The following is a 12,657-nucleotide window of genomic DNA, read 5'->3' as shown; positions in this document are numbered from 1 at the left end:
CCTCGAGAGTCATTTTTACCTCAAATCTTCCACCAGCCGTTCACCCGTTTGCGCGTCAAACAGATGGATCGCCTCGCAGTTAGCATCCAGATACAGCGGCTGACCGGCACTGACGCGGGCGCGTCCGGCGAACTGAACGTGCAGCGGGAAACCGTTCCAGTCGATGTGCAGCAGGCTGCTTTCTCCGGTCACTTCCAGCAATCGTAATGTGGCGGCGGGTTGAGCGTTGTGCGCTACCGGTTTTAAATCATGCGGACGCACACCGAGCGTGACAGGTTCTCCCTCAGAATGCCGCGCCTGCAATGCCCACTTCTCCGGTAGTGCGAACCACAACTGATTACAGTTCACACCGGGCTGACCGTCAACATGGCAGAAGACACCGCTGAGCAGGTTCATGGGCGGTGAGCCGATAAACCGCGCCACAAAGGTGTTTACCGGTTTGTCGTAAATCGACAGAGGGTCGCCTTGTTGCACGATAAAACCGTCTTTCATTACCACGATATTATCGGCCAGTGTCATGGCTTCAACCTGATCATGCGTCACGTAAACGGTAGTGGTGCGGAACTGCTGATGCAAAGACTTGATTTCGGCGCGCAGTTCCATGCGCAACTGTGCGTCGAGGTTGGACAGGGGTTCGTCAAACAAAAACACTTTTGGATTACGCACCAGCGCGCGACCCATTGCCACACGCTGACGCTGCCCGCCGGACAAATCTTTCGGCAGCCGTTTCAGTAAGTGATCAATACCCAGCACTTTTGCGGCCTGTTGTACTTTGGCCTGCTGCTCGGCTTTAGGCACTTTCTTCACCTGCATGTGGAACGCCATATTCTCGGCCACGGTCAGATGCGGATACAGCGCGTAACTCTGAAATACCATCGCGATATCGCGATCGGCGGGGTCGAAATTGTTGATCTGCTGTTTATCGAGCAGAATATCGCCATCAGAGAGGGATTCCAGACCGGCCAGCAGGCGCAGTAAGGTAGATTTTCCGCAGCCCGAGGGGCCGACCAGCACGGTGAAACTGCCGTCAGGGATGGTCAGATCCAGCGGTTTCAGCACCTGTACTTTGCCATAATGTTTGGCGACTTTTACCAGTTCTACCAGAGCCATTTAGATTTTCTCCACAAGGCCAAAAAGCGATTGCCAGTCAGGATAACGGCGCGGGGAACTGCTGATGGCACAACCGGCAACGCGAACTCCCCATTGCAGCGCCGTGGCAGGCGGCAGGCCATAAATCAGCGCGGATAAAAATCCGGCATTAAAACTGTCTCCGGCACCAATGGTATCGACCACCCCGACCGGTTCAGCATGCTGATGCAGCGTCAGGCTGTTTGCCCACAAACGTGCGCCATCCGGTCCGCATTTCGCCACGCAAAAAGCGTTGTCCGCCATCTGTTCCAGTAACGTCAGCGCGGCGACATCCAGCGTGACGGCATCCGCCAGCCCGAGGGTTTCCACTTCATTGAGCAACAGTGCATCGCAGAACGGCAGCCATTTTGCTGCCTGTTCGCGCAATGCATCGCTCCAGTCTTCCGGCGGCCAGCCACTGTCGACGGCCACCTGGTAACCACGCTGTTTCAGTTGTGCCAGCAGTTGCGGATAGTCAGCATACAGTGCGGTACACAGCCAGGTACCGCACAGTAATACCCAGTCTCCGTCCTGAGCCGTTTCAGGGATTTGCCCCAGAACGTCCTGCATGGACAGGCGCACAATATGCCCCTGATTACTGAAGAATGTTCTTTCGTGATCAGGATGCGTCACGCCAAAGGTCAGTGAGGTTTCGCAGTCACAGGTTGGCCAGCGCGATGCGCTTTCCGGAAACATACCCGCCAGCCAGCCGCTGAACTGGTCATTGCCCTGATTCGCCACCAGCCGGAAAGGAGAACCGAGCGCAGAGAGCGCCAGCGCGCAGTTTCCCGCTGAACCGCCCGGGCGCAATGAACTGCTTTCGAGCATCGCCTCCGTGCCTTTTTTCGGCCATTCATGCAGCGTACTCATGATCAAATCGACGTTAATATTGCCCGTGACATACAGCGTGGCGCGGGTCTGAGGTTTGGTTGTCATTAATGAGAATTCCCTGGTGTTCATATTCAGCCTTTGCTGCCGCCGGCGGTTAACCCGCTGACCATGGTTTTTTGCAGCCAGAGCGCAATAAAGAGCGGCGGAATGGCCGCAAGGATCCCGACTGCGGCAATCAGACCGTCGTCGGTGGCGCGCCCGGCGGTGAATCCGGCGATGGTCACCGGTAACGTCTGGGCATCGATATTATTGGTAAACAGCAGGGCGTAGAAAAATTCATCCCAGGCCAGCAGCCAGCCAAACATGGCCGAGGCACCCAGCGCCGGTTTAGCCAGGGGCAGCGTAATGCGCAGCAACACCTGCCAGTAACGCAACCCGTCAAGGCGCGATGCCTGTTCGATATCCACCGGCAGCGCGTCAAACTGATTTTTCAACATCCAGGTAAGGAACGGCAGGATCATTGAGCAATACACCAGAATCAGCCCGACATGGGTGTTCAGCAGTGTCAGCTGTTGCAGGATGAAATACAGCGGCAACACAAATGCTACCGGCGGCACCATGTAGATCGCCAGGCTGCCAAACAGCCAGCCGTCGCGGCCAGGATAACGGGAGAAACTGTACGCCGCCGGTATCGCCAGTAACAACGACACCAGCGTGGCGCCACAGGCGACCAGCACACTGTTGCCGAGCGCATGCAGGAACAGTACGCCGGGCGTCCCGGCCTGTAAGGTCAGCAGACGGCTATAACGGCTGAAATCCCAGTGACGGGGCAACCACTCCAGCGGAATACGGGTCAGATCTTCCGCTGAGCTGACGCTCATCAGGAACATCCACAGCAGCGGGGCAAGGATCGAGACGGCCAGAACCAGCGCCGCGAAGTAGCGTAAAACGAGCCGGATTTTCTGTTTCATTCACTGCTCCCTGAACGGCGCTGGCGCACTAACATCACCATGTAAATCATGATCAGCAGGGCGCAGATCAGCGTCATCAGAATGGCGTACGCGGCACCGCTGCCGGCACGCAAATAGCTGAAGGATTCCTGATAAACAAAGAAGCTGACGGTTTTGGTACTGTCGAGCGGTCCGCCACGGGTCATGACATAAATGATATCGAAGATTTTAAAAGCATCGATGGTACGCAGCACAAGCGCCACCGCCAGAGGGGCGGCAATCGCCGGCAGGGTGATTTTCCGAAAACGACGGAAAGCCGAAGCGCCGTCGAGCCGGGCGGCTTCGAATAAATCTTCCGGGATGGTTTGTAATGCCGCCAGCACCAGCAGAGTGATCAGCGGGTAGTTTTTCCAGATGTCTGCAAACATCACGGCATTGATCGCCGAAGCCGGGTCTCCGAGCCAGCTGCGATAGGCATCAATCAGCCCGAGCTGAGAAAGCAGGGCGTTGATGCTGCCATAATCCGGGTTAAAGTTCAGCCGCCACATAGTGGCGTTGACGATAGTCGGTAATGCCCACGGTAAAATCACCAGCACGCGCAGGGCGCTGCGTCCCCAAAAGGGCTGGTTCAGTAACAGGGCCACCAGCACGCCGATGATGCCTTCAATAACCACCGAGACAACAGTGAAGTAGAGCGTCCGCCAGAGTGCGGCGCGAAAATCCGGATCCGTCAGTGCATAGATGAAATTCTCGCTGCCGACCCAGTTGGGGGCAGAACCATCGCCGATTAATCCGGCATCCGTAAAGCTGAGCCAGAATGTACGGGCGAGCGGCCAGGCGGTCAGTAAGAACATCATCAGCAGCATAGGGGCAAGCAGCAGCCAGGCCTGACGTTTCTCGCGTTGGGGTAAAGTCAGCATTCGGTTTTCCCACGCCCGCCGGGACGAAACCCGGCGGGCTTAATCATAGTGTTGGCGAAAAACTTACCGTAAACGATCGGCGGCTTTGGTTGCGGCTTCCATACCGTCCTGTGCCGGGGTTTTACCCTGCAATACCGCCTGAATATTTTGCTGCAATATATTGGATAAACGGGAGTAATCGGCGGTGACCGGGCGTGACAGCATGACATTAAGCGAGGTTTTCGCCGCTGCAATCAGCTGCTCCTGATCTTTCTGCACCGCCGGATCTTCATAAGAGGATTTCCAGATCGGCAGGCTGAGTTTGGCGTATTTGTTCTGTACCGGTTGCGACGTCATATAACTGATGTATTCCCACGCCTGATCCGGATGTGCGCTGGCTTTGGCAATGCCCAGTCCCATCGACCCGTTAACGCCGGATGCGCCGCCCGCGGTTTCTCCCGGCGCCGGAATGACGCCCACGTCACCTGCGACTTTGCTTTGTTTCGGGTCATTGGCCATGTTGTACATGTAGGTCCAGTTCAGGGCGAAAGCCGCATCGCCGTTGGAGAACGATTTACGCACATCTTCTTCCAGATACTCGCGTGAATTCGGGTTAGTCAGCCCTTTATCCAGCGTCTCTTTCATGTAATTGATGGCTTTCATTGCGCCGGAATTGGTGAAGTTCAGCTTGCCGTCTTTGTAGAAATCCCCTTTGAATGCGGACACCAGCGTGGTGTAGTCGCACAGCAGTGCCTCGGATTGTGACCAGCTCCAGACCAGCGGGTATTTCACGATGCCTTTTTCTTTGAGAATTTCAGATTGTTTTTCAACGTCAGCCCAGGTAGCCGGCGGGGTGGTGATCCCGGCTTTGGCCAGCATAGCTTTGTTGTAATACAGATATTTGGTGTCGAGGATCCACGGCATACCCCAGCGTTTGTCTTTGTAGGTCACGGTGGAAATTGCACCGTCAAAGATCTTGTTACTTTCTTCAGCCGGAATGCGCGCCGAGACATCCTGCAACAGGCCGTATTTGTTAAATTCAGCTGGCCAGATCGCATCGAACAGCACCACGTCATAGCCTTTATCACCGGCACCGCGTGCGGCAACGATTTTATCGTGCAGCGCTTCGTACGGCACAAATTCCAGATTCACTTTGATATCCGGATGCTGCTTTGTGAAATCAGCGGTCATTGCGCGGATATCCGCTTCACTGTAGGCCGCCTGGGTCATAAACAGGGCACTGAGCGTGGTTTCTGCCAGCGCGCTGACGGAATATCCCAGGGTGAGGGCAGAGAGGGCGCACAGGGTGGCCGCAGGGGTAAATCGTAAGCTCATCGTCATTCTCCAAAACAGGGTGAAGTTTATTAAATCAATTTGATTGCTTTAATCGGCTAAAAAAAATGGGAAGGCATAACTCTGCCAGTCCCTGCGTCCCTGCCGGATTTACCCTTCATACTTCGGGCTGCTGATGCGTTGGCTGCGCTCCATCACCCGAATCACTGATTTATGTCAGCTCATCGGGATTCACTCGCTTGCCGCCTTCCTGCAACCCGAATTATCTTGGGCATAAAACGTGTGCTACACGGATGATTCAAATTTCAATAGTGACTGGCGATTATTATTAACATGCCAATAACATTCAAAGCTGTGATGCCACCGTCATATTCATCTTCTGTAATTTATAAAATCAATTTGATTGCTGTATTCACTGGCCACATACTGCCCGCAAGGTCTTCACCGTGGAGAGGGATGTGATAACAACTTCTGGCACCAATCTTGAGCACGCCCGTGCTCACAATCGTCGGGTAGTGATCGAAGCCATTCGCCTTAACGGTGAACTGACCCGGGCTGAAATCGCCCGGCTGACGTCGCTCACTCCCCAAACCGTCTCCAACATTGCCACCGAGCTCGAACAGGCGGGAATTCTCTCTTCCCACCTGCCGCGCCGCGCGGGAGGGCGTGGTCAGCCAGCAACGCCACTGACACTCAATCCTGACAGCGCCTATTCAATAGGCATCCATCTTGATCATCAGTCGCTGCTGACTGTGCTGGTGGATCTGACCGGAACCGTTCGTTTTCGCAAACTGATCCATGTGCAGAAACCGCAGCCAGAGCCCACGCTGGCTCTTATCGATCAGGTGCTGCAAGAAATGCGCCAACAGGTGAAAATTGACTGGCGAAAAATGTTAGGAATGGGCGTGGTGATGCCGGGTCCGTTTGGTGTGGAAGGGATTTCCTCACAAGGGCCGACCACGTTGCATGGCTGGGATGATGTTGATATTGAAGCGCGTTTAAGTGCCGCGACCGGCTGGCCGGTGACGCTGGAAAACGATGCGACAGTGGCCGCAATCGGCGAGCGTTTTCACGGTATTGCCAAGCAATTATCGTCGTTTGTGTATCTCTATATTGGTACCGGACTGGGTGCAGGCATTTTCACCGACGGGCGGATTTACACCGGTCATGCACACAATGCGGGCGAAGTCGGCCACATTGTGGTGCAACCAGGCGGTCGCGAATGCTATTGCGGTAACAAAGGGTGTCTGGAGCGCTATGTTTCGTTACAGGCGGCCTACGAAGCCTGTGGCCTGGATCCGATGACCGCCATGCCAGAGGACCTGCTGAACGTCGGTGAGAAGGTGTTTGATAAATGGCTGGATACCGCCATCGAACCCGCGTTGCAGGCCATCAATATTATGGAATGTGTTTTTGACGCGCAGAGCGTCATTATCGGCGGAACCATGCCGAAACCGCTGGTAGAAAAGCTGATTAAGCGCCTGACACCGCTGTATAATTCAGTGCGCAGCCGCTATGCGCAAAGTGCGCGCATTCGTCTCGGCATGTCCGGCAGTGACACACCTGCGCTGGGTGCCGCCGCGCTGCCGATATTTGACGAATTCAATCCGCAATATGAAGTGCTTTTGAAGTAACGATATTCAGGTACCTTGACTGGGTTTCTGACCATCCGGTCTGACTCATTAATCTGACCAGATGGTCAGGTTTGGCATGAGATTTGCAAAAGTTCTGTTATCAATTGTGAACGAGAACGTTGCAGATAAGGTAAATGCCATGAGTCAGATCATCACCCGCGCCGTACGCGGAAATTTCTTCGATATTCGTGAGCCGGTATTACAACCGGAAGAGTGTGAAGCGCAGGTGCGTTATATCGAAGACGGCCTGATGTTGCTCAGCGGTGGCACCATCGTCTGGCTGGGAAGCTGGCAGGAAGGTGAAGGCAAGCTGGCGCTGGCACGCAAAACTGCCGTTCTGGACATTGATGATTATCGCGATAAGCTGATCGTCCCGGGCTTTATCGACACCCATATTCACTATCCGCAAACTGAAATGATCGGCGCGTACGGCGAACAGTTGCTTGAATGGCTGACACGCTACACCTTTCCGACCGAACAACAATATCACTGTGCGGATTACGCCAGGCGCATGTCAAAATTCTTCATCAGCCAGTTGTTGCTTAACGGCACCACCACCGCACTGGTGTTCGGCACCGTCCATCCGCAATCCGTCGACGCCTTGTTTAAAGAAGCGTCCGACATCAATATGCGGCTGGTGGCCGGCAAAGTGATGATGGATAAAAATGCGCCCGCCGGCCTGCTGGAAACCCCTGAAGAAAGTGAACGGGATACGCGTGGACTGATTGCGCGCTGGCATAACCGCCAGCGCCTGAGCTATGCCCTTACACCGCGTTTTGCACCAACGTCTTCACCGGAACTGCTGCAAAGAGTGCGGCTGTTGAAGCAGGAATTCCCCGATGTGTATATGCATACCCATCTGAGCGAAAACGTCGCCGAACTGTCATGGGTGAAAGAAATGCATCCTGATCATCAGCATTATCTTGACGTTTACCACCAGTACGGGCTGACCGGCGAACGTTGCGTGTTTGCGCACTGTCTGCATCTGGATGACAGCGAATGGGATTGCCTGCACGATACAGATTCAACCATTGCTTTTTGCCCGACGTCTAATCTGTTTCTGGGCAGTGGTCTGTTTAACTTACAGAAATCCTGGCAGAAACAAATCCGCGTCGGCATGGGTACGGACGTCGGTGCGGGTACCACATTCAATATGCTGGAAACACTGTCGGAAGCTTACAAAGTCGGACAGCTTCAGCGCTACCGTTTGTCTGCATTCGAAGCCTTCTATCACGCCACCCTCGGCGGGGCACGGGCACTGCATCTCGACGATAAAATTGGCAACTTTAATACCGGTAAAGAAGCGGATTTTGTGGTGCTCGAACCGGGTGTCAGTGCGTTGCAAAAATTACGTGCCGCCAACAGTGAAACGCTGGCTGAAAAGTTGTTTGTGCTGATGACGCTGGGGGATGACCGCAATGTGTATTGCACCTACGTTGACGGCGAACCGGTTTATGTACGGGATGCTCAGCAGGAGGTACTTTCAGCATGATGAACAGTGATACCGGCGGCAAAGTCCGTCTCGCACGTGAGCGTACGCTGGAGAATATCCATGCGGCGGCCATCGCAGAATTCAGCGAAAAAGGTTTTCAGGGTGCCACCACGCAGGCGATCGCGCAGCGTGCAGGGATCAAAAAAGCCCAGTTGCACTATTACATCGCAGGCAAAGAGGAACTTTACGAAGAACTCTTGCAGAAAGTGCTGAAAGCCTGGGGCGACATTATTCAGTTCGACCCGTCACTCAGCGAGCCGGAAGCCGTGCTAAGCCGCTATATCCGCAATAAGCTGAATTTCTCGTTTGACCAGCCTGAACTGTCGCGCATTTTTACCAGTGAAGTGCTTGGCGGTGGTCATTATTTACATAAATACTGGCCTCAGGCTTCGCAGAATATTCTTGGCAAAGAGAACCTGATCCATCAGTGGATTGTGCAGGGAAAAATCCGCGCACTGGATGCCCGTCTGTTCATCATGCATATCTGGGCGCTGACGCAGTATTACGCCGACTTTGCCGTGCAGGTGAAGCATATGTACGGTGATTTCCAGGGTGATATACAGGCGCGTGAGCACATTATTGATGAGGTAACGACCCTGATACTGAACGGCTGTAAGAAAGGAGACTGCGCATGATCCAATTTCTGATGAACGGCAGGATCCACACGGAAAATCTGCCAGCCGACACGACAGTATTACACTATCTGCGGCGTGACGCGGGGCGTTGTGGAACCAAAGAAGGTTGTGCCTCCGGGGACTGCGGTGCCTGTACGGTGGTGCTGGCAGAAAAGCAGGACGATCAGCTGGTCTACCGCACGGTTAACGCCTGCCTGACATTTATGCCTGCGCTGCATGGCAAGCAACTGATCACCGTGGAAGATCTCAGACATCATGGCGCGCTGCATCATGTGCAACAGGCGATGGTTGATAATCACGCCTCGCAATGCGGTTTCTGCACACCGGGTTTCGTGATGTCGCTTTTTGCGATGGAGAAAAACAAACCTGCTTTTACGGTTGAGGGGGTGCAGGAAACGCTTTCCGGCAATCTTTGCCGCTGCACCGGTTACCGGCCCATCATGGCGGCGGCAAAAGCAATCTGCGAATCGCCTCAGCCCGATCAGTTTGATGCTGATGCCCGGCAAACGCTGGATAAACTCGCGGCGATTTCGGCGACTGAACAGCCGGTAAGTATTGATGAACTGGCCGAACGTTATCTTGCCCAACCGGATTCCCGTCTGGTCGCGGGCGGTACCGATCTGGCGCTGGAAGTGACTCAGCGTTATCAGCAGATACCGAAGCTGATTTCGCTCGCGCATATCCCTGAGCTCAAAGCGATTACGCTGACCGGTCAGGCTATTCATATTGGCGCGGCGGCACCGCTCAGTGAATGCCAACGGGTTTTACAGCGTGAGTACCCGCAATTTGGCGAACTGCTTGAGCGGTTTGCCTCACAACAAATTCGTAATCAGGGAACCTTCGGCGGCAATATCGCCAATGCTTCACCCATCGGTGACGGTGGCCCGGTGCTGCTGGCACTGGGGGCGACATTGTTGCTGCGGCGTGGCGCTGCACAGCGCGAACTCCCACTCGATCAGTTCTTCCTCGGTTATCGCAAAACTGCGTTGCAGCCGGGGGAATTTATCGAACAAATCCGCATTCCCCGCAACACGCCGGCGGCGCGCCAGTTGCGGATTTATAAAGTGTCGAAACGGCTGGAAGACGATATTTCTGCGGTCTGCGCGGCGTTACATATCGACGTGCAAAACGGCGTGGTGGTGCATGCCCGTGTGGCGTTTGGCGGTATGGCGGAAGTGGCGAAACGGGCCAACTCCTGTGAAGCGCAGTTACTCGGGCAGCCGTGGCAGACGGCGACCATCGAACGGGCCTGTCAGGCGCTGGAACAGGACTTCACACCAATCAGCGACTTCCGTGCCAGCCGCGAATACCGCATGCAGGTGGCGAAAAATCTGCTGCGCCGATGCCATATCGAAATGACCTCTCCTGAAACACTGATGCGGGTAACTCATTATGTCTGAATCCAAACCATCACTTTCTCAGGCTGAGATGGAAACTTTGTTCCGCACAGGGTTGCAGAGCGGGGTGGGCAAAAGCCAGAAACACGATAGCGCGGATAAACACGTCAGCGGTGAAGCCGTTTATGTTGATGACCGGCTGGAGTTCCCCAATCAGTTGCATCTGGTACCGCTGCTCAGCCCGCACGCGCACGCCAGTATTTTACATATCGATACCGAACCTTGCTACACCGTACCGGGCGTGGTGCGGGTCATGACTGCCGCAGATGTGCCCGGTAACCTTGATATTGCGCCCCTGACCCATGGCGATCCGCTGATGGCGCAGGGCTGCGTGGAGTATGTCGGCCAGATCGTGCTGGTCGTCGCCGCAACTTCTGCCCAGGCCGCCCGTGCTGCTGTAGCGCTGGCAAAAGTGGAGTATCAGCAGCGTGAGGCCATACTGACGGTGAAGCAGGCGCTGGCACAGGCACATTACGTAGAAGAACCTCACCAACATAAACGTGGCGATGCGGAAATGGCGCTGGCCTGTGCGCCGCACCGTTTACAGGGCGAGCTGGAAATTGGCGGTCAGGAGCATTTTTATCTCGAAACGCAGATCGCCTCAGTGATGCCCGGCGAAGACGGCGCGATGCTGGTATACAGCTCGACGCAACACCCGACTGAAGTGCAAAAACTGGTGGCCTCAGTGCTGGATTTACCGATGCATAAAGTCGTGGTCGATATGCGGCGCATGGGGGGCGGTTTTGGAGGTAAAGAGACACAGGCAGCGGGCGCGGCCTGCCTTGCCGCTCTGGCGGCGCATCTTACCGGACGTCCGGCAAAAATGCGGTTGTCACGTCAGGACGATATGTTGATCACCGGCAAGCGTCATCCTTTTCATGTCAGCTATGACGTGGGTTTTACTGATGACGGGGTTATTCACGGTATCGACATTAAACTGGCAGCCAACTGCGGGTATTCGCTGGATCTCTCCGGTTCGATTGTCGATCGCGCCATGTTTCATTCTGATAACGCGTATTACCTTGGCGACGCGCTGATCACCGGTTATCGCTGCAGAACCCATATGGCGTCAAACACGGCCTATCGCGGATTTGGCGGTCCGCAGGGCATTGTGGCGATTGAGCATATCGTCGATCACATCGCCCGTGAACTGGGGATGGATCCGCTGACGGTGCGTAAAAATAATTACTACGGTCAGGAAAACCGCAACATCACGCATTATCACCAGCCTGTCGGGCAAAACCTGCTGCAGGAGATGACACAACAGCTGGAAGACAGTGCGGAATACACAGCAAGACGTGACGCTGTCACTAAATTTAACCGCAGCAATCCTTATCTGAAAAAAGGCCTGGCGCTGACGCCGGTGAAATTCGGTATTTCATTTACTGCCAGTTTTCTCAATCAGGCGGGCGCACTGGTGCTGGTGTATACCGACGGCAGTATTCAGCTCAACCACGGCGGCACCGAAATGGGACAAGGGCTGAACACTAAGGTCGCGCAGGTAGTTGCTGAGGTATTTCAGGTGGATATCAGCCGTATTCAGATCACCGCGACCGATACCGGCAAGGTGCCTAATACCTCACCGACTGCGGCTTCATCCGGCGCTGATCTCAACGGTAAGGCCGCGCAAAACGCGGCGGAAATCATTAAAGGGCGCATGGTGGAGATGCTGATGCGTGTCCATGATGTGCAGGACACTGACATTATCTTCAGCAACGGTCAGGTGCGGGTTAAAAATCAGTATTTCAGCTTTGAGCAGGTCGCGACACAGTGCTGGCTGAATCAGGTGCCGCTGTCGGCTACCGGTTATTACAAAACACCGAAAATATTCTACGATCGCAGCAAAGCCGCCGGACATCCGTTCTACTACTTTTCCTACGGCGCGGCCTGCGCGGAAGTGCTGGTCGATACCTTAACCGGTGAATATAAACTGTTGCGGGCTGATATTCTGCATGATGTGGGCGACTCGCTGAACCCGGCAATTGATATCGGTCAGGTGGAAGGGGGATTTGTGCAGGGTATGGGCTGGCTGACCACGGAAGAACTGGTGTGGAACGACAAAGGGCGCTTAATGACCAGTGGTCCGGCGGCATACAAAATTCCGGCGATTGGCGACATTCCGCAGGATCTGCGCGTGAAACTGGTAGAGAACCGCAAGAATCCCGAAGATACCGTTTTCCATTCCAAAGCGGTGGGCGAACCGCCGTTTATGCTTGGGATCTCCGTCTGGTGTGCGATTAAAGATGCGGTTGCCAGCCTGGCTGATTACCGGGTACATCCCCAGCTTGATGCCCCTGCCACGCCGGAGAGAGTGCTTAACGCGGTGAATCACTTGCATTTTAACGGTGACGTTGTCACAGATATCGCTACCACCACCCTAAAAGTTGCCGGCTGAAGG

At 54.7% G+C, this 12,657-nt stretch carries 10 protein-coding genes; 5 read left to right on the top strand and 5 right to left on the bottom strand.

Annotated features, from left to right (window positions below; all coding sequences use genetic code 11):
• Window positions 1–15: 15 nt before the first annotated feature.
• From ACOZIO_RS01765 to ACOZIO_RS01745, 5 genes are all read right to left on the bottom strand, one after another.
• Window positions 16–1,110, bottom strand: coding sequence for an ABC transporter ATP-binding protein (locus tag ACOZIO_RS01765; protein WP_129990710.1), 1,095 nt, complete (start codon window positions 1,108–1,110; stop codon window positions 16–18).
• Window positions 1,111–2,064, bottom strand: a complete 954-nt coding sequence (locus ACOZIO_RS01760; RefSeq protein WP_217138650.1) for a carbohydrate kinase family protein — start codon at window positions 2,062–2,064, stop codon at window positions 1,111–1,113. It lies immediately after the preceding gene.
• 26 nt (window positions 2,065–2,090) lie between these two features.
• On the bottom strand, window positions 2,091–2,930 hold the full coding sequence (locus ACOZIO_RS01755; protein ID WP_129951298.1) for a carbohydrate ABC transporter permease: 840 nt from the start codon (window positions 2,928–2,930) through the stop codon (window positions 2,091–2,093).
• On the bottom strand, window positions 2,927–3,829 hold the full coding sequence (locus ACOZIO_RS01750) for a carbohydrate ABC transporter permease (protein WP_129951297.1): 903 nt from the start codon (window positions 3,827–3,829) through the stop codon (window positions 2,927–2,929). Before ACOZIO_RS01750 ends, ACOZIO_RS01755 begins: the two co-directional genes overlap by 4 nt.
• A 63-nt stretch (window positions 3,830–3,892) precedes the next feature.
• Entirely contained in the window at window positions 3,893–5,143 is a 1,251-nt protein-coding gene (locus ACOZIO_RS01745) for an extracellular solute-binding protein (RefSeq protein WP_217138649.1), read from the bottom strand.
• Window positions 5,144–5,562: 419 nt separating this feature from the next.
• Between ACOZIO_RS01745 and ACOZIO_RS01740 the strand changes: the two genes are divergently transcribed.
• The 5 genes from ACOZIO_RS01740 to xdhB all read left to right on the top strand — a co-directional run bounded on the left by ACOZIO_RS01740 (window position 5,563) and on the right by xdhB (window position 12,654).
• Window positions 5,563–6,735, top strand: coding sequence for an ROK family transcriptional regulator (locus tag ACOZIO_RS01740; protein WP_205951560.1), 1,173 nt, complete (start codon window positions 5,563–5,565; stop codon window positions 6,733–6,735).
• A 139-nt stretch (window positions 6,736–6,874) separates the two neighbouring features.
• On the top strand, window positions 6,875–8,227 hold the full coding sequence (gene guaD / locus ACOZIO_RS01735; protein ID WP_129951294.1) for a guanine deaminase: 1,353 nt from the start codon (window positions 6,875–6,877) through the stop codon (window positions 8,225–8,227).
• Window positions 8,224–8,862 carry a TetR family transcriptional regulator C-terminal domain-containing protein gene (locus ACOZIO_RS01730; RefSeq protein WP_129951293.1) on the top strand — a complete coding sequence of 213 codons (639 nt, stop codon included), beginning with the start codon at window positions 8,224–8,226 and terminating at the stop codon, window positions 8,860–8,862. The genes guaD and ACOZIO_RS01730 overlap by 4 nt, the downstream gene beginning before the upstream one ends.
• Window positions 8,859–10,262 (top strand): xanthine dehydrogenase small subunit, encoded by a 1,404-nt coding sequence (gene xdhA, locus ACOZIO_RS01725; RefSeq protein WP_421594866.1) that lies wholly within the window; start codon window positions 8,859–8,861, stop codon window positions 10,260–10,262. The genes ACOZIO_RS01730 and xdhA overlap by 4 nt, the downstream gene beginning before the upstream one ends.
• Window positions 10,255–12,654 carry a xanthine dehydrogenase molybdopterin binding subunit gene (gene xdhB / locus ACOZIO_RS01720; RefSeq protein ID WP_421594865.1) on the top strand — a complete coding sequence of 800 codons (2,400 nt, stop codon included), beginning with the start codon at window positions 10,255–10,257 and terminating at the stop codon, window positions 12,652–12,654. The genes xdhA and xdhB overlap by 8 nt, the downstream gene beginning before the upstream one ends.
• Window positions 12,655–12,657: the final 3 nt, after the last annotated feature.

The sequence above is a fragment of the Rahnella sp. PD4 genome, from assembly GCF_049199325.1.
GTDB lineage: Bacteria > Pseudomonadota > Gammaproteobacteria > Enterobacterales > Enterobacteriaceae > Rahnella > Rahnella perminowiae.
The sequence above is the reverse complement of the archived record's forward strand: the minus strand, read 5'-3'. Positions and strand labels throughout refer to the sequence as shown.